This window comes from Maritimimonas rapanae (genome assembly GCF_057837205.1).
Map to the genome: position 1 here is coordinate 622,384 of NZ_JBYQFI010000001.1, position 16,482 is coordinate 638,865.

At 31.5% G+C, this 16,482-nt stretch carries 19 protein-coding genes and 1 pseudogene; 15 read left to right on the forward strand and 5 right to left on the reverse strand.

Annotated features, from left to right (window positions below):
- Nucleotides 1–1,665, forward strand: coding sequence for a 2-succinyl-5-enolpyruvyl-6-hydroxy-3-cyclohexene-1-carboxylic-acid synthase (gene menD / locus AC3IF2_RS02950; RefSeq protein WP_489165531.1), 1,665 nt, complete (start codon nucleotides 1–3; stop codon nucleotides 1,663–1,665).
- Between the two features lie 48 nt (nucleotides 1,666–1,713).
- On the opposite strand, the gene AC3IF2_RS02955 is transcribed toward menD, so the two are convergent.
- Nucleotides 1,714–2,133 carry a nucleoside-diphosphate kinase gene (locus tag AC3IF2_RS02955; RefSeq protein ID WP_489165532.1) on the reverse strand — a complete coding sequence of 140 codons (420 nt, stop codon included), beginning with the start codon at nucleotides 2,131–2,133 and terminating at the stop codon, nucleotides 1,714–1,716.
- A 136-nt stretch (nucleotides 2,134–2,269) separates the two neighbouring features.
- On the opposite strand from AC3IF2_RS02955, the gene AC3IF2_RS02960 reads away from it, so the two are divergent.
- Genes AC3IF2_RS02960 through AC3IF2_RS02970 form a run of 3 tightly spaced genes read left to right on the forward strand, consistent with a single transcriptional unit; the run spans nucleotide 2,270 to nucleotide 4,944 of the window.
- Nucleotides 2,270–3,301, forward strand: coding sequence for a DHH family phosphoesterase (locus AC3IF2_RS02960; RefSeq protein ID WP_489165533.1), 1,032 nt, complete (start codon nucleotides 2,270–2,272; stop codon nucleotides 3,299–3,301).
- A complete protein-coding gene (gene gldI / locus AC3IF2_RS02965) occupies nucleotides 3,291–3,821 on the forward strand; it encodes a gliding motility-associated peptidyl-prolyl isomerase GldI (RefSeq protein WP_489165534.1) in 531 nt (176 codons plus the stop codon). The genes AC3IF2_RS02960 and gldI overlap by 11 nt, the downstream gene beginning before the upstream one ends.
- Before the next feature lie 10 nt (nucleotides 3,822–3,831).
- On the forward strand, nucleotides 3,832–4,944 hold the full coding sequence (locus tag AC3IF2_RS02970; protein WP_489165535.1) for a peptidylprolyl isomerase: 1,113 nt from the start codon (nucleotides 3,832–3,834) through the stop codon (nucleotides 4,942–4,944).
- A 90-nt stretch (nucleotides 4,945–5,034) separates the two neighbouring features.
- On the opposite strand, the gene meaB is transcribed toward AC3IF2_RS02970, so the two are convergent.
- Nucleotides 5,035–6,120, reverse strand: a complete 1,086-nt coding sequence (gene meaB / locus AC3IF2_RS02975; RefSeq protein WP_489165536.1) for a methylmalonyl Co-A mutase-associated GTPase MeaB — start codon at nucleotides 6,118–6,120, stop codon at nucleotides 5,035–5,037.
- Between the two features lie 100 nt (nucleotides 6,121–6,220).
- Here meaB and AC3IF2_RS02980 point away from each other — a divergent pair, with 100 nt between their 5' ends.
- From AC3IF2_RS02980 to ppk2 (AC3IF2_RS03025), 10 genes are all read left to right on the forward strand, one after another.
- Nucleotides 6,221–6,769, forward strand: coding sequence for an RNA polymerase sigma factor (locus AC3IF2_RS02980; RefSeq protein ID WP_489165537.1), 549 nt, complete (start codon nucleotides 6,221–6,223; stop codon nucleotides 6,767–6,769).
- A complete protein-coding gene (locus AC3IF2_RS02985) occupies nucleotides 6,762–7,322 on the forward strand; it encodes a hypothetical protein (RefSeq protein ID WP_489165538.1) in 561 nt (186 codons plus the stop codon). Before AC3IF2_RS02980 ends, AC3IF2_RS02985 begins: the two co-directional genes overlap by 8 nt.
- Nucleotides 7,303–8,400 carry a hypothetical protein gene (locus AC3IF2_RS02990; protein WP_489165539.1) on the forward strand — a complete coding sequence of 366 codons (1,098 nt, stop codon included), beginning with the start codon at nucleotides 7,303–7,305 and terminating at the stop codon, nucleotides 8,398–8,400. The genes AC3IF2_RS02985 and AC3IF2_RS02990 overlap by 20 nt, the downstream gene beginning before the upstream one ends.
- A 93-nt stretch (nucleotides 8,401–8,493) precedes the next feature.
- Nucleotides 8,494–9,972: a cysteine--tRNA ligase gene (cysS, locus tag AC3IF2_RS02995; RefSeq protein ID WP_489165540.1), complete on the forward strand. Its 1,479-nt coding sequence runs from the start codon at nucleotides 8,494–8,496 to the stop codon at nucleotides 9,970–9,972.
- A complete protein-coding gene (gene yidD / locus AC3IF2_RS03000; protein ID WP_489165541.1) occupies nucleotides 9,947–10,213 on the forward strand; it encodes a membrane protein insertion efficiency factor YidD in 267 nt (88 codons plus the stop codon). Before cysS ends, yidD begins: the two co-directional genes overlap by 26 nt.
- Before the next feature lie 70 nt (nucleotides 10,214–10,283).
- Entirely contained in the window at nucleotides 10,284–11,207 is a 924-nt protein-coding gene (gene lgt / locus AC3IF2_RS03005; RefSeq protein WP_489165542.1) for a prolipoprotein diacylglyceryl transferase, read from the forward strand.
- Between the two features lie 102 nt (nucleotides 11,208–11,309).
- The gene (gene rocD, locus AC3IF2_RS03010; protein WP_489165543.1) at nucleotides 11,310–12,554 is read left to right on the forward strand and encodes an ornithine--oxo-acid transaminase; all 1,245 of its coding nucleotides are present in this window, start codon (nucleotides 11,310–11,312) and stop codon (nucleotides 12,552–12,554) included.
- A gap of 4 nt (nucleotides 12,555–12,558) precedes the next feature.
- Complete coding sequence (locus tag AC3IF2_RS03015; protein ID WP_489165544.1) at nucleotides 12,559–13,035, forward strand: nuclear transport factor 2 family protein; 477 nt, start codon at nucleotides 12,559–12,561, stop codon at nucleotides 13,033–13,035.
- 8 nt (nucleotides 13,036–13,043) lie between these two features.
- Nucleotides 13,044–13,907: a polyphosphate kinase 2 gene (ppk2, locus tag AC3IF2_RS03020; RefSeq protein WP_489165545.1), complete on the forward strand. Its 864-nt coding sequence runs from the start codon at nucleotides 13,044–13,046 to the stop codon at nucleotides 13,905–13,907.
- A gap of 2 nt (nucleotides 13,908–13,909) precedes the next feature.
- Complete coding sequence (gene ppk2 / locus AC3IF2_RS03025) at nucleotides 13,910–14,695, forward strand: polyphosphate kinase 2 (RefSeq protein WP_489165546.1); 786 nt, start codon at nucleotides 13,910–13,912, stop codon at nucleotides 14,693–14,695.
- Nucleotides 14,696–14,727: 32 nt separating this feature from the next.
- On the opposite strand, the gene AC3IF2_RS03030 is transcribed toward ppk2 (AC3IF2_RS03025), so the two are convergent.
- Nucleotides 14,728–15,054 (reverse strand): CCC motif membrane protein, encoded by a 327-nt coding sequence (locus AC3IF2_RS03030; RefSeq protein WP_489165547.1) that lies wholly within the window; start codon nucleotides 15,052–15,054, stop codon nucleotides 14,728–14,730.
- A 17-nt stretch (nucleotides 15,055–15,071) separates the two neighbouring features.
- Nucleotides 15,072–15,368 (reverse strand): DUF2752 domain-containing protein, encoded by a 297-nt coding sequence (locus AC3IF2_RS03035; protein ID WP_489165548.1) that lies wholly within the window; start codon nucleotides 15,366–15,368, stop codon nucleotides 15,072–15,074.
- Between the two features lie 54 nt (nucleotides 15,369–15,422).
- On the opposite strand from AC3IF2_RS03035, the pseudogene AC3IF2_RS03040 reads away from it, so the two are divergent.
- A pseudogene (locus tag AC3IF2_RS03040) lies at nucleotides 15,423–15,967 on the forward strand (DUF8465 domain-containing protein).
- Here the strand turns inward: AC3IF2_RS03040 and AC3IF2_RS03045 are convergent.
- Nucleotides 15,964–16,476 (reverse strand): hypothetical protein, encoded by a 513-nt coding sequence (locus AC3IF2_RS03045; RefSeq protein WP_489165549.1) that lies wholly within the window; start codon nucleotides 16,474–16,476, stop codon nucleotides 15,964–15,966. The pseudogene AC3IF2_RS03040 and the gene AC3IF2_RS03045 sit on opposite strands and share 4 nt — an antisense overlap.
- Between the last annotated feature and the right edge of the window lie 6 nt (nucleotides 16,477–16,482).

A 16,482-nucleotide genomic window follows, 5' to 3' on the forward strand; every position in this document is an offset into this window, starting at 1 on the left:
ATGAGTTACCCTAAAAAAGAACTGGCTCAACTTATTATTTCCTATTGTGCAGCTTATCATATTGAGGATGTTGTAATTTCTCCTGGTTCACGAAATGCTCCTTTAACTATAGGATTTACAAGTCATCAAAATTTTAAAACATATAGCATTGTAGATGAACGTTGTGCAGCATTTTTCGCTTTAGGAATCGCTCAGCAAAAGCGAAAACCTGTTGCCCTTGTTTGTACTTCGGGTTCAGCACTATTAAATTATTATCCCGCTATTGCGGAAGCTTTTTATAGCGATATTCCGTTAGTAGTCATTTCGGCTGACCGTCCAAGATATTTGATCGATATTGGTGATGGGCAAACCATTCGGCAAGAAAATGTATTTCAGAATCACTCATTATTTAATGCCAATTTGGTTGAAAGTGATGATTATTCATCTGCTAATTCTTCTTTAATTGAAGAAGCACTTTTAACTGCAGTTCAGCAAAATGGCCCAGTTCATATTAATGTACCTTTTAATGAACCTTTGTATGAAACTACAAAAGAATTATCCGTTAAAGAGATTCATCCTAAAAGAAAACAAAGTAATGATTTAATCTCAAAAGAAGAGCTAAAAGAATTTACCGATATATGGAATGCTTCCAATAAAAAGATGATACTTGTTGGATCTAATTTCCCTAATAAAGAGCTTCAAAATCATATAAACTCTTTGGCTGATGATAAATCGATTTTAATTTTTACTGAAACCACTTCTAATCTTAATCATGTAAATGTTATTAATGGTATTGATAAATTGATAATGTCTTTAAATGAGCAAGAGTTTCAACAATTACAACCAGATGTTTTATTAACGCTGGGTGGATTAGTAGTTTCTAAAAGAATAAAACAATTTTTAAGAAAGTATCAGCCAAAACATCATTGGCATATAGATCAGAAAAAAGCTTTAAACACTTTTCACTGCTTAAGTAAATATTTTAAAGTTAGCCCAAATATATTCTTTAATGAGTTTAAAGAATTAGTTAAAGATGTTGATAGTAACTACCGAAGTAATTGGATGTCTTTAAAACAAGATAGAGTCAATAAACATGAAGATTACTTAGCAAAAACTAATTATTCTGATCTAAAGGTTTTTGATATAGTTTTAAAATCAATTCCAGATAATGTAATGTTACAATTGGGTAATAGTTCAGTAGTTAGGTACACGCAACTGTTTGATGTAAATTCAACATTAGAAGTTTTCTGTAATAGAGGAACAAGCGGTATAGATGGAAGTACTTCAACAGCTATCGGTGCAGCTTTAGTAAACAATAACCAAACTGTTTTTATAACTGGCGATATTAGTTTTTTTTACGACAGTAATGCGTTGTGGAATAAATATATTAAAAGTAATTTCAGAATTATTTTAATAAATAATGATGGAGGCGGTATCTTTAGATTTATTCCTGGGCCAACTTCTACTGATGCTATAGATTATTTTGAAACTGAACATAAACTAAATGCATCACATTTATGCACTATGTTCGGATTTGATTACGAATGTGCAGTTAACGAGGCAGATTTGAAACAAAAACTAAAAGATTTTTATGATGTTACAAATCAACCAAAACTTTTAGAGATCAATACGCCTAAAGAATTGAATGATAAAATACTTAAAGAGTATTTTAAGTCTCTAAAATAAAAAAGCCTGCTAAAAAGCAGGCTTCCATATCTTAAGTTAAAATCTTTATTAAAATAGTTCTCTTCCAGAAAAGTGAAAAGCGCCTTCTATAGCAGCATTTTCATCACTGTCAGAACCATGAACAGCATTTTCACTAATAGATTCAGCAAACATTTTTCTAATAGTTCCTTCGGCAGCTTCAGCAGGATTCGTAGCACCAATTAAAGCTCTAAAGTCTTCAACGGCATTATCTTTTTCTAAAATAGCAGCAACTATCGGCCCACGCGTCATATATTCTACTAATTCGCCAAAGAAAGGTCTTTCTTTATGGATTGCATAAAATGCTTGAGCATCTCTTTTAGTCATTTGCGTTAATTTCATAGCTACTATTCTAAAACCAGCAGCATTTATCTTTTCTAAAATTGCTCCTATATTACCTTTTTCAACAGAATCAGGCTTAAGCATTGTAAATGTTCTATTTGTTGTCATTATAATCTTTTGAAAAATTCTGTGCAAAAATAGCGTATTTTATGGTTTACCAAAATTATCTTAGTATTAATATTTTACTCTGTATATTAATAAAATCAATTTATATAGATTTTAATTTATTGTATATTCGCAAGCAATGAATTCAGATCAAATTAAAGACTTCAAAGAGTTACTTTCCGTATCTAAAGACGTAGTAATAGTACCACATAGAAATCCTGATGGCGATGCTTATGGATCTTGTTTAGCATTATATCATTATTTAAAAAAGAATGAAATAAATGCTACAGTTGTTTCACCAAATGATTGTCCCGAATTTTTAAAATGGCTACCGTCTCAAAAAGATATAGTTGTTTTTGAAGAACAAACTGAAGTTGCAAAAGATTATATTGATAAAGCAGAAGTAATCTTTACCTTAGATTTTAATGCATTACATCGCGTTGGGAATGATATGCAACAGGTTTTAGAAAAAGCGGATGCTAAATACATTATGATAGATCACCATGAGCAACCTGACGATTATGCAGCAATCACATATTCAGATGCTTCTATGTCATCTACCAGTGAAATGGTATACAATGTATTTGATAAATTAGATGTTTTAGATCAAATTGATGCAGATATTGCAACGTGTTTATATACAGGTATTCTAACAGATACAGGTTCATTCAAATATCCGTCAACCACTAAAACAACATTAAATATCGCTGCAGATTTAATGAGCCGAGGTATAGAACATACCAAAATTCATAATAGTTTATACGATACTAATTCTTACAATAGATTACAGCTATTAGGAACTGCCTTAAGAAATCTAAAAACCATAAATGATTGCAGAGCAGCTTATATTACTGTGTCTCAACGAGAACTGAATAGATATAACTTTAAAAAAGGGGATACTGAAGGATTTGTAAATTATGGATTATCACTTAAAGGAATTGTTTTAGCTGTTATTTTTATAGAAGATCAAAAACAAGGTATTATTAAAATATCTTTTCGTTCTAAAGGGAAATTTTCAGTTAATAAATTTGCTAGAAATCATTTTAATGGAGGTGGACATGATAACGCGGCTGGCGGAAGAAGTGAATTAAGTTTGAAGGATACCGTCGATAAATTTTTGAAAATTGTACCAGAGTATAAAAAAGAATTACAAGAGTCATATGAAGAATAGCTTAATTTTAGTAGTAGTTTTATTAATGATAGGATGTGCTCAACCAAAACCAAGAAAGCCTTTAGTTCGTAAAACATCTACATTTTTAAAAGAATCAATAGAACGAAATAAAACGATCAACAAGCTAGAAGAGGAAGAATTACTTCGCTTAATGAAAGAAGATTCAACAACCAATTATATAGCCTCATTAAATGGTTTTTGGTATCACTACAAAGTTAGAGATTCTCTTAAAACTAAACTCCCTGTAAAAGGTGATGAGGTAATTTATGAATACGAAATTGCAGATATTTACGGAAAACAAATCTATGCTAAAGAAGAACTGGGCGAGCGTAGCTATGTGGTAGATAAGCAAGAATTGATCACAGGTTTACAAGATGCTATTAAGTTAATGAAAGAAGGTGAAACAATAACATTTCTATTCCCTTCTCACAAAGCCTATGGTTATGCTGGGTATCAAAAAATAGGTGGAAATCAGCCCTTAAAATATACAGTTACATTAAAGAAAATAGTTGAGAATTAATATTTTAATAATGAGTAGATTAAGTATTATTTTTTTGATTTTAAATATCACTTTATTGTCATGTAATAAAGCAAAATATAAAGATTTGCCTGATGGGTTGTATGCAGACATAGAAACAAGTAAAGGCGATATTTTACTATCATTAGAGTATAAAAACGTACCTATCACAACTGCAAATTTTGTTTCGTTGGCAGAGGGTAGTAACATGTATGTACAAGATAAATACAAAGGGAAACGATTCTACGACGGATTAACTTTTCATCGTGTAGTAGCTGATTTTATGATTCAAGGTGGTGACCCAAATGCAAACGGAACAGGTGGGCCTGGTTATAAATTCGAAAACGAGCATCCTAAAAAAAATGATACTACAGAATTATTTGTGTTTGATAAAGCTGGGGTTTTAGCTATGGCTAATAGTGGTAGAGATGCTAATGGAAGTCAGTTTTTTATAACGCATGTAGAATATCCGAGTTTAAATGGTGGCTATACCATTTTTGGACAAGTAGTGGAAGGGCAAAATGTGGTAGATAGCATCGAAGTTGGTGATAAAATGAACAAGATAAATATTCTAAGAGTTGGTGAAGAAGCAAATCGGTTTGATGCTACAAAAGTATTTACAACATATTTTGCCAGTTTAGAGGAGAAGACTAGAATTAAAAATGAAGAGCTAGCTAAGTTAAAAGCTAATTTTTTAAAAAAAGTAGAATTAAATAAAACAAGTGCACAATCTCTTCCTTCTGGATTAAAAATGAAGATTATTAAAGAAGGTACTGGTATAAAACCTAAAAAAGGAACAACCGTTCGTATTAATTATGCAGGCTACTTTACGGATGGTAATTTGTTTGATACCAGTTACCTCGAGTTAGCCAAAAAGATGAATAAGTTTAACCCTAGTAAAGAAGCTGCAGGATTATATAATCCATTTCAAATGGTTTATAGTGAGGAAGCTACATTAGTACCTGGTTTTAGAGAAGGTATGCTAAATATGAATTATGGTGATAAAGCGATGTTATTTATTCCTTCACATTTAGGATATGGTGTTCAAGGTTCTGGGGCTATACCACCAAATACAGATCTAATTTTTATTATAGAAATTGTGGACGAAAGTCAAGACCAAGAATAAAACTTTTAAGTGCCAAATTTATTGGGATTGCTGACAACGTTAAGCTAAGCGGAGTTTTAATTCCATTTAGCGACTGATAACGAAGTTCGTCTATTTTTTTGATAAAGTCAATAGTGTTTTAGCAGCTTCAAAAGGGGTGATTTGAGTATTTTCAATTTTCTCTAATTGTTTTTTTAGTTCCTTTTTAACCTGTGGGTTATTGTAGAATTCTTCTTTTAAACGCTGATTAATAGTTTCTAGCAACCAATATTTATTTTGTTCGTTCCGCTTTTCGATGAAGTAATTATTTTCTTTTGTTAGATTTAGATAATCTTCAATAATTTTCCAAACAGTATCGATGTCTTCATTTTTTAGAGCACTACAAGTAGCCACTTTTGGTTGCCACTTATTATCTTTTAATGGATATAAATGCAGGGCTCTAGCAAACTCAGTTTTTGCCAATTTTGCAGCTTTTTTATTATCGCCATCTGCTTTGTTAATTACAATAGCATCTGCCATTTCTATAATACCGCGCTTAATACCTTGTAGCTCATCGCCAGCACCAGCTAATTTTAAAAGTAGAAAAAAATCTACCATAGAATGTACTGCTGTTTCAGACTGACCAACACCAACAGTTTCTATAATAATGGTATCATAACCAGCTGCTTCACAAAGTATAATGGTTTCTCTTGTTTTTTGTGCTACACCCCCTAAAGATTCACCAGAAGGTGATGGGCGTATAAAAGCATTTTCATCTTTTACTAATGCTTCCATTCGAGTTTTATCACCTAAAATACTCCCTTTATTAATTGAGCTACTAGGATCTACAGCTAGTACAGCTACTTTTTTACCTAAACCTGTTAGATGTTTACCGAAAGCTTCTATAAAAGTGCTTTTACCCACTCCAGGTACGCCAGTAATTCCAATTCTAATGGATTTATTTGAATATGGTAGACAAGCCGATATAATTTCAGATGCTTGTTGTTTATGCTTAGAATTTGTACTTTCAATTAAAGTAATTGCGCGACTTAAATAAGTTCGATCTCCTTGTAAAATTTGTTCTATAAATTCTTTAGTGTTCGGAAGTTTATTTCTACTTAATTTTACCCTATTTATAGAGGATGAATCAGTTGATTTTGGTTGATCTACTCCTTCAATTTCATGCAAAGCACTTGTATGTTTTGATCGTTTATTCATTCCGCGAAAGCGATAAAATGTAAATTTATAATAAAAATATTTAGAAAAGTGCAACGCAAGATGTTATTCGTCGTATTTAGAATAGAATCAAAAATAGAACATGAGCCAAACTAAATTTTTGCAATCTCGTTTGATCTCCGAATGCAAGAAAAATAATAAAAAAGCACAGCTACAATTGTATGACATGTATTGTGTTGCGATGTATAATACAGCCTATAATTTTGTGAAAGATGTCGCTGTTGCTGAAGACATGGCGCAAGAAGCTTTTATAAAAGCCTTTCAGAACATGGATGCTTTTAGCGGAGAAGTTTCATTTGGAGCCTGGTTGAAGCGGATTGTGATAAACCGATGTTTAGATTGGTTAAAGAAAAGGAAACTGACAATTGTTTCTATTAATAATCAAAAAATGCAGGTAGCTGATGAAGATAATTGGGAAGTAGATGATAGTACTACAATAGATAATATTAAAGATGCTATTCATCAATTACCAGAAAAATATAAAGTAGTTGTAAAACTATTTTTATTAGAAGGATATGATCATCAAGAAATTTCGCAAATATTAAATATTTCTGAGGTTTCATCGAGGTCGCAATTACATAGAGGAAAAAATAAATTAAAAGAACTATTAAAACAATATAATTATGCCTAAAGATATAAGAGAGATAATAAAGGATGCTGAGCATAATCAATTAAAACTTCCTAAAGATCATAGACAACGGTTCGAAGGTAGATTGTCAGAATTACATAAACCAAAAAAGACGAGTAGTTTCTTCTTTTTAAAGATTGCAGCATCGCTAGTATTACTAGTAAGTTTAGGATACTTTGCTTTGAATACTGATAAACCTATTGAACAGATAGAACAAACACCAGAAGTTAAGTTTGCAAGTTTAGGTAGTATTTCTCCTGAAATGCAGAAGGTTGAAAATTATTATTTATCGGCCATAAATTATGAATTGGCTAGTTTAGAAGAAACACCAGAAAATCAAAAGTTATTAGATGATTATTTAGAAAAAATTGGCAAACTAGATGAAGATTATAAGAGACTAAATAAAGAATTGACTGAAAACGGAATTAACGAAAAAACTATAAATGCTTTAATAACCAATCTTCAACTTCGCCTGCAATTATTATTGCAATTAAAAGATCAGTTAAATGAATTAAAAACAAGAAATGACATTAAAAATGAAGATAATACAATTTAAATTAGTCGCTTTACTAGTTGTAGCTTTTATACTTACTGGCAACGCGCAAAAAAACAAGAAAGACTTTAGAGAGGAGTTTAAAGTAAAATCAGACGTAGTAATAGATATAAATACGCGTCATACTGATATTGAAATTATTACTTGGGATAAAAATGAAGTTGTAGTTGAAGCTTTTATGAAAGTAGAAGGAGAAGAGATTGATAACAAAATGCGCGATGAGTTTTATGACAAGTGGAAGTTTGAGGCTTATGGAAACTCTAGTAAAGTTCATGTAAAGTCTCATTCTAATAGTTTTATAGACATTAGCTCTTTTAATTTCGATTCGCCCGATTATGATATTTTTCATAAAAAATCTGACGGTAAAAATGGATTTACATTTGTAATGCCAGATATTTCTATACAAGGTTTAGATATTTTAGACTCTATAGATTTTGTTATTCCTGAGATCCCAGAGTTACCTGAACTCCCAGAACTTCCAGAATTACCAGAACTAAATATTGTAATACCAGATTTACCGCCTATGCCTTCTAAGTTTGATTATGATGCATATAAAAAAGATAAAAGTTATTTAGAACGTTGGAAAAAAGAGAATGAAGATCTAATAGGTAAAAATGCTGATGTAACAGTAAGTAAAAATTCAATTTCAATTAAATCTAAAAAAGGAAGTAACAAATCGGTTTATAATTGGGATTTTTCAACAGATGATGAAGAAGAACGTGCAGAAGTAATTGCTGAAAGAGTAGAGAGAGCTTTAGAAAGATCTAAAGAGGCTCTAAAGAGATCTAAAGAAGCTAGAGAGAAAGCTTATGAAAGAAGCAAGAAAGCTTTAGAAAAGCGTAAGGAAGAGATGAAGGAAAGAAATAAAGAATTTAAAAAGCGAACAAAGGAAAGGATTGAAGCACGCAAATTAGCATTAGTAAAACGTCAAGAAGCACGAGAAAAACAACGTAAAGAAATACAATCATTCCTTAAGAAAAGAGATAATGTAAAAATTAAAAGACACATAGTTATAAGAGCTCCAAAAGATGCAAAATTCAATATGAATGTTCGTTATGGTTCTATGAGTTTTCCAAAATAGTTTGGTTCAAAAATTAGCCAAAGACCGCCTTTATGGCGGTTTTTTTGTTACTAAAATGTTGTTACCTTTACGGCTCTTAAATAAGAATAATTAATGGAGCTTTACAAGAGTCAGCAAATTAAAATCTATAATTCGTTAGGTAACAAAAAAGAGGACTTTGTGCCTTTAATTGAAGGTTATATTGGCATGTATGTTTGCGGACCAACAGTATATAGCAATGTACATTTAGGTAATGTTCGCTCATTCATGTCTTTTGATATGATTTTTCGCTATTTTAAACATTTAGGTTACAAAGTTCGCTATGTGCGTAATATAACAGATGCTGGCCATTTAGAAAACGATGCTGATGTTGGCGAAGATAGAATTGCAAAGAAAGCGCGTTTAGAGCAATTAGAACCTATGGAAGTTGTACAACAGTACACTGTAGATTTTCATAATGTGTTGCAACAATTTAATTTTTTACCTCCAAGTATAGAACCAACAGCTACAGGGCATATAGTTGAACAAATAGAGATTATAAAAACTATTGTAGATAAAGGATTGGCTTACGAGGTAGATGGATCAGTATATTTTGATGTTTTAAAGTATAACGAAAAAGAGCATTACGGTATCCTTAGTGGAAGAAATATAGAGGATGCCATTCACAATACAAGAGTACTAGATGGGCAATCTGAAAAGCGAAATCCACAAGATTTTGCCTTATGGAAGAAAGCACAACCAGAACATATAATGCGATGGCCATCACCTTGGGGAGTAGGTTTCCCTGGTTGGCATCTAGAGTGTACCGCAATGAGTACAAAATATTTAGGTGATCAGTTTGATATTCATGGAGGAGGAATGGATCTAAAGTTTCCTCATCACGAATGTGAAATAGCACAAGCGCAGGCTAATAAAGAAATTTCTCCAGTTCGTTACTGGATGCACGGCAATATGTTGACGTTAAATGGTAAGAAGATGGCAAAATCGACAGGCAACAATATTTTACCTGGCGAAATTATTTCTGGTGATAATGATATTTTAAGTAAGCCATTTTCAGCAACAGTTGCAAGATTTTTTATGTTGCAAGCACACTATAGAAGTGTTTTAGATTTTTCAAGCGATGCTTTAGAAGCTGCTGAAAAAGGTTATAATAGGTTGATGAATGCAGTAAATGATTTAAAGAATTTATCAAACTCAAGTACATCTTCTATTAACATTCAAGCATGGAAACAATTATGTTATGATGCCATGAATGACGATTTCAATACGCCTATATTAATTGCTCATTTATTCGAAGGGGTTAAATATGTTAATCAATTAAAGGAGGGCAAAGCCACTTTGAATACTGAAGACTCAAAAGAGTTTATCGATACAATGAATGCTTTTATATTTGATGTGCTAGGGTTAGAAAATGTCTCTGTACAAGATGATTCTGATAAACTCTCTGGTGTTATTGAAATGCTGATTGGTATGCGTAATGATGCTCGTGCAAATAAAGATTGGGCTTTATCTGATAAAATTAGAGATGAATTGCTAGAACTTGGTATTCAATTAAAAGATGGTAAGGATGGTACAACCTTCTCTGTCAATTAAACGTTTTCTAACATATCCTTTTATATTACTTGTTCGCTTTTATCAAGCAGCTATATCCCCGTATTTACCAGCCAGTTGTAGATATACACCTACATGTTCGCATTATACCATTGAAGCCTTAGATAAGCATGGATTATTAAAAGGAAGTTGGTTAGCTATAAAACGAATAGGTAGTTGTCATCCTTGGGGAGGTAAAGGGTATGATCCAGTACCAGAACCAAAAAGTAAACCCAAACAATAACCTTCTTAGCGATATCTTAACTTTAGCTTTTCGTTTATAAAACCTATATTTACGGCTCTAAATTTTATACATGAATTTGTTATTAGCAATTGATTGGAATTTTAATCCAGACCTATTTAAACTTGGCTCTTTCCCTATAAAATACTACAGTTTAATGTATGTATTGGGTTTTATTTTAGGTTTACAAATAATGAAACATATCTATAAAAAAGATGGTATTTCATTGGACAAGCTAGATCCTTTATTTATTTACTCAATATTAGCAATGCTAATAGGTGCTAGACTAGGCCATTACTTGTTTTATGAAGAAGATTATACTTTAGCTGAAGTATTTTTACCTTTTAAAACAAACCCTTTTGAATATACAGGTTTTCAGGGTTTGGCAAGTCATGGGGCCATAATAGGTATTATTTTAGCCATGTATTTTTATAGTAAAAAGATTTTAAAAAAACCATTATTATGGATATTAGATAGAATGGTAATTCCTTCTGCTTTAATAGCTGCATTAGTTCGATTAGGAAACCTATTCAATTCAGAAATTGTTGGCAAACCCACTGGGTCTGACTTTGGTTTTAAATTTATTAGAAATGATATTAGTGAATATCAGGCAATAAGTAAAACTGGTGCTAAATCTGTAGAAAAGGCTTATGACCTAATAGCAAACAGTTCACGTTTTAAAGAAGTATTGGCTGAAGTGCCTAATAGATATCCTACACAGTTATATGAAGCCTTGGGTTATATATTAACCTTTGCTATTTTATGGTATGTCTACTGGAAAACTGATAAAAAGCAAAATTTAGGTTTTCTTTTTGGACTATTTATGGTGCTTCTTTGGTCGATACGATTTGTTGTTGAATTTTTTAAAGAATGGCAAGGTGGGCTTGAAGAATGGATCGATCTAGGTGTTCAATTAAATACAGGGCAATGGTTGAGTATTCCACTAGTTTTGGTAGGATTTTTCTTTATATTTAGAAAATTTCCGAAATTAGCTTAAAATATAGGGATGATTTCTTTCCCACGCTGAATTTTCGAACACTTCGAAAGGATAAAGGTAGATAAGGAATGGTTATTTTATTCACTTTAAAACTTTATTAAAATGGCTGTTTTAGACCAATTAACTTCGCAACAAGCGATTGATTTAGAAAACAAGTATGGAGCGCACAATTACCACCCACTACCTGTGGTGTTAAGTAGAGGTGAAGGTGTATATGTTTGGGATGTTGAAGGAAAAAGATATTATGATTTTTTATCAGCTTATTCTGCAGTAAACCAAGGGCATTGTCATCCTAAGATTGTAGGAGCAATGACAAGTCAAGCAGAAACATTAACCCTTACATCAAGAGCATTTTATAATGATATGCTCGGTAAATACGAAAAATTTGCAACCCAATATTTTGGTTTCGATAAATTACTACCAATGAATACAGGTGCTGAAGCTGTTGAAACTGCTTTAAAGCTTTGTAGAAAATGGGCCTACGAAAAGAAGGGTATATCAGAAAATGAAGCACAAATAATTGTTTGTGAAAATAATTTTCATGGTAGAACAACAACAATTATTTCTTTTTCTAATGATCCGGTAGCACGTAAGAATTTTGGTCCTTTTACAAAAGGATTTATTAAAATAGAGTACGACAATTTGCAAGCTTTAGAAGAAACATTAGAAAATAATTCTAATATAGCTGGTTTCTTAGTAGAGCCAATTCAAGGTGAAGCAGGTGTCTATGTACCAAGTGAAGGTTATTTGGCAAAAGCAAAAGCTTTATGTGAAAAGTATAATGTTTTATTTATTGCTGATGAGGTTCAAACCGGTATTGCACGTACTGGTAAGTTATTAGCTGTAAATCACGAAAATGTTAATCCTGATATTTTAATTTTAGGGAAAGCACTTTCAGGAGGAGCATATCCAGTGTCAGCAGTTTTAGCTAATGACAATATTATGGATGTTATTAAACCTGGAAATCACGGTTCTACTTTTGGAGGTAATCCTGTTGCAGCTGCAGTTGCAATAGCTGCTCTTGAAGTTGTAGAAGAAGAGGACTTAGCTGAAAATGCAGAACGTTTAGGAAAAATTTTTAGAGATAGAATAGCAAAGTTTTCAGAAACTAATAATTTAGTAAGGTTAGTTAGAGGAAAAGGTTTACTAAATGCAATCGTAATTAATGATTCTCAAGATAGTTCTACCGCTTGGGATATTTGTATCAAACTTCGCGATAATGGTTTACTAGCAAAGCCAACACATGGCAATATTATTCGCTTTGCTCCACCATTGGTGATTAACGAAGAACAATTAGAAGATTGTATATCAATTATTATTAATACTATTTCTGAATTTGAAAAGTAATTAAATGAGAACTTATTATAAAACAATGATAGCAGCTATTATGCTGCTATCTTTTTCAGTAAATATTTCCGCACAAAATAATCAAGAAAAAGAACTTAAAGAAGTTATCGGCATTTTCTTTAAAGGATTACAAAATGGTGATACTCTTACACTAAAAAGTACTTTAGCTGAAAATGTGATTTTACAAACAGCTTATAAGAATAAAGAAGGAAAATCTATTCTACGTACTGACGATATAAATAAAGTTTTAAATTCTATTGCAAATAAGAAGCCTGAAGATATTTGGGAAGAGAAACTACTATCTTATACTATACAAGTAGATGGTAATATGGCTAATGTATGGACACCTTATGAGTTTTTTTTAAACAATGACTTTAGTCATTGTGGTGTAAATTCTTTTCAATTATTTTTACAAGATAATCAATGGAAGATTATATATTTAATTGACACTAGACGTAGAAACGGTTGTAAAAAAGATTAATTTTCTTAATGGAAGAAGTTATTAAAAATGAAATAACATTAGAAGAGTTTAACTCAATTAATTCTAATGCTGAGTTACTTAAGGTAATAAAGCAAAAAGATGTACATGCTAATTGGTTAGACAGGCGTATGTATTATGAGAGTGAATTAAAATTACTCCAAGTAGAACTGGTTAAACTTCAACAATGGATTGTTAATAATAAAAAACGTGTTGCTGTTATTTTCGAAGGAAGAGATGCCGCTGGTAAAGGAGGCTCAATTCGTCGATTTATAGAACATTTAAATCCAAGAACATCTCGTACAGTAGCTCTAAATAAACCTACTGAGATTGAACAGGGGCAATGGTATTTTAGACGTTATATTAAAGAATTACCTAATCCTGGCGAAATCGTTTTTTTTGATAGAAGTTGGTATAACAGGGCTGTAGTTGAACCTGTTATGGGTTTTTGTACAGAAGAGCAATATGATAAATACATGTTACAAGTACCAGATTTTGAACATATGTTGTATGAAGATGGTGTTTATGTAATAAAATTTTGGTTTTCAATATCTAAAGAAGAACAATTAGAACGCTTTAACGCTCGTATCGATAATCCATTAAAGCGTTGGAAGTTTAGTCCAGTCGATAAAAAAGGACAAGAGTATTGGGATCGTTATACAATGTATAAAGAATTAATGTTTAGCAAGTCGCATACAACCTATTGCCCTTGGATGATAGTTCAAGCTAATGATAAGAAAATAGCTCGTTTAGAAAGTATGCGCTATGTATTATCTAGATTTAATTATGATGGAAAAGAAACAGCTTCAACTACATTATTTCCAGATCCAAATATAGTAATGCGTTATCACCGTTCATCTCGTCAAATTGATTAATTATGGAAAGATTTGTTTTGGATGAAATAGAGGTTAAAAAACTCAATTCTAAAAAAGGATTATTAGCATTAATTTCTCGTAAACCATATAATATACAAAGAGCAATCCGCTATGTAGATTATGAAAGACGTTTGGCAAGACTTCAAGTTGAGTTAATAAGACTACAAACATGGGCTATACAAAATAATGAGCGTATAATAATCTTGTTTCAAGGTCGAGATGCTGCTGGTAAAGGTGGAGCGATTCGAAGAATGACCGAACGTATCAATCCACGTCACTTTAGAATAGTAGCATTACCTAAGCCAACTGAAGAGGAAAAAACTCAATGGTATTTTCAACGATATGTCAATCAGTTTCCAAAAGCAGGAGAGATTGTTTTCTTCGATAGAAGTTGGTACAATCGTGCTGTAGTTGAACCGGTAAACGGATTTTGTACTCAAGAAGAATATGAGATTTTTATGAATCAGGTGAACGATTTTGAACGAATGATTACCGAATCTGGTATTCGTTTGGTCAAAATATATATGTCAATATCAAAAAGAGAACAAGCAAAACGTTTTGAAGATATTAAAAATGATCCGTTAAAGCAATGGAAAATGACACCGGTTGATGAAAGAGCACAAGAGCTCTGGGATGTTTATACAGATTACAAAAAGAAGATGTTTGATAATATCAATGGGGGTATTCGTTTTAAGATCATAAAAGCTAATAGAAAAACTACTGCTCGTATTGCAGCAATACAACATGTTCTAAAATCTATACCTTACGATAAGAATTTAGAAGTATAAAAAAAGCCAGCTTTTAAGCTGGCCTTTTACATTTATTGATATTGTTCCATCATTTCATTTACTTTTTCCATATAGCCATCTATTCCACCGACAGAGTAAATAAAATATATAGTATACAATAATATCAAGATACCTAAAACCAATCCTATAATAGATGTAATTCTACCAGTATTTGCATTGTTTATACCGTCATACACATCCGGATCTTCATCATGCAATGCTTTAGCTTTTTTGGCCTCATTCATTCCGATAAGACCTAATACTATACCAGGTAATCCATTACAACAACAAGCTGTTACAATTGATAATATTCCTAGTATAAGTGCAGATTGAGAATGAGGTAATTTTTGTTTTTCCATAATTTGGTTGTTTTCGATTAAAAGATTTTAAGAATATAGCTAGTTAGCATAATTATAACATTACTAATAAAAAGATAGAGTAATATTTTATGCCCTATTTTAAAATTAAATTTTAGATGTAATATTAAGTAGCCAAACATAATAATTAGCGTATAAATTGCAGGGTACATGTAAAAAGCATCTATAAATTCACCTTTTAATAAATGAATAATAGATCTTTGCATACCACAGCCAATACAATCGGCGCCAATTTGTTTTTTTACTTGGCAGCTGAACATATTCTTTTCTAAAAATGAAATGATCCTACTCATCATTAAAATTTATTTAAAAGTATAAAAAATTATACTACTATTTTTACTTTTACACATGTGAATAAAGATTTTAAAATAGGAGACGTGGTAGCTGTTTTGGATGATACTATTAAAGGGAAAATTTCTGAAGTTAACCGAAACAAGATTACTTTTATAACAGAAGATGGATTTTCACTCACCTATGATGCTTCAGAATTGGTTCTCATGGATGGAGACCAAAAGGAATATTCAAAATACGTCGATATAAAAAATAAAGATTTAATTGAGAAAGAGAGACCTAAAAAAGCGCTCGTATCTAAGAAAAAACCGAAAAGAACACCACCTTTAGAAGTTGATCTACATATTCACCAGTTAACCAATTCAATTAAGGGAATGACTAACTATGATATGTTAACTTTACAATTAGAGACAGCTAAAAAAGACTTAATTTTGCTATAAAAAAGAAAATTCCTCGAATAGTTTTTATACACGGAGTTGGAGAAGGCGTTTTAAAAAACGAATTAGAATTTTTATTAGCTAAATATAATGTAGAAGTGTATCCAGCTTCGTTTCAAAAATATGGATTTGGTGCTACAGAAGTGTATATCTATCAGAACAATTAAGGCGTAATTAATGAAGAGGGATGCGTTCCAAATTCAAAAGTGTCAAACTGTAAAGTTTCTCCATTACTTTCTAACACTAGGTTTAAAAAAGTAATTTTGTTTGATAAACTACTGGGTAAGCCGTTTGTATCGTTAATAACTTCGGTTTCAATTACTATACTGCCGTTAGTTGCTTCCCAATTTCTAGCTATTGTCGGAGTAGTAGGTGGAACATTTTGGCAAAAATAACTAGTTGTTACACTCTCAGTAAAAAGTCTGTAAATAATTGTTCTATCACCTCCTAAAGAAACAGTTTTAGAAAGCTCAGCTGGAGCTTCAGTTGGTATATCACTTTCAGAAAGAGTCAAAACTAAAGCTTCTAAGCTATTGTTGTTCCCTAATTTAAACAAAACGGTATTGTCATTACATTCATTGATTTTAGTTTCAAAATCAAAACTAGGCACTTCAACATCACCATCGTTGCATGCTAAAAAGGAAATCGTTAAAAAGAGAATAAGTATTTTCTTCATCTAAAC

Bases quoted from the DNA above. Each gene is read 5' to 3' on its own strand.
- menD (WP_489165531.1), top strand. From the start codon at position 1: ATGAGTTACCCTAAAAAAGAACTGGCTCAACTTATTATTTCCTATTGT.
- AC3IF2_RS02955 (WP_489165532.1), bottom strand. From the start codon at position 2,133: ATGACAACAAATAGAACATTTACAATGCTTAAGCCTGATTCTGTTGAA.
- AC3IF2_RS02960 (WP_489165533.1), top strand. From the start codon at position 2,270: ATGAATTCAGATCAAATTAAAGACTTCAAAGAGTTACTTTCCGTATCT.
- gldI (WP_489165534.1), top strand. From the start codon at position 3,291: ATGAAGAATAGCTTAATTTTAGTAGTAGTTTTATTAATGATAGGATGT.
- AC3IF2_RS02970 (WP_489165535.1), top strand. From the start codon at position 3,832: ATGAGTAGATTAAGTATTATTTTTTTGATTTTAAATATCACTTTATTG.
- meaB (WP_489165536.1), bottom strand. From the start codon at position 6,120: ATGAATAAACGATCAAAACATACAAGTGCTTTGCATGAAATTGAAGGA.
- AC3IF2_RS02980 (WP_489165537.1), top strand. From the start codon at position 6,221: ATGAGCCAAACTAAATTTTTGCAATCTCGTTTGATCTCCGAATGCAAG.
- AC3IF2_RS02985 (WP_489165538.1), top strand. From the start codon at position 6,762: ATGCCTAAAGATATAAGAGAGATAATAAAGGATGCTGAGCATAATCAA.
- AC3IF2_RS02990 (WP_489165539.1), top strand. From the start codon at position 7,303: ATGAAGATAATACAATTTAAATTAGTCGCTTTACTAGTTGTAGCTTTT.
- cysS (WP_489165540.1), top strand. From the start codon at position 8,494: ATGGAGCTTTACAAGAGTCAGCAAATTAAAATCTATAATTCGTTAGGT.
- yidD (WP_489165541.1), top strand. From the start codon at position 9,947: ATGGTACAACCTTCTCTGTCAATTAAACGTTTTCTAACATATCCTTTT.
- lgt (WP_489165542.1), top strand. From the start codon at position 10,284: ATGAATTTGTTATTAGCAATTGATTGGAATTTTAATCCAGACCTATTT.
- rocD (WP_489165543.1), top strand. From the start codon at position 11,310: ATGGCTGTTTTAGACCAATTAACTTCGCAACAAGCGATTGATTTAGAA.
- AC3IF2_RS03015 (WP_489165544.1), top strand. From the start codon at position 12,559: ATGAGAACTTATTATAAAACAATGATAGCAGCTATTATGCTGCTATCT.
- ppk2 (WP_489165545.1), top strand. From the start codon at position 13,044: ATGGAAGAAGTTATTAAAAATGAAATAACATTAGAAGAGTTTAACTCA.
- ppk2 (WP_489165546.1), top strand. From the start codon at position 13,910: ATGGAAAGATTTGTTTTGGATGAAATAGAGGTTAAAAAACTCAATTCT.
- AC3IF2_RS03030 (WP_489165547.1), bottom strand. From the start codon at position 15,054: ATGGAAAAACAAAAATTACCTCATTCTCAATCTGCACTTATACTAGGA.
- AC3IF2_RS03035 (WP_489165548.1), bottom strand. From the start codon at position 15,368: ATGATGAGTAGGATCATTTCATTTTTAGAAAAGAATATGTTCAGCTGC.
- AC3IF2_RS03045 (WP_489165549.1), bottom strand. From the start codon at position 16,476: ATGAAGAAAATACTTATTCTCTTTTTAACGATTTCCTTTTTAGCATGC.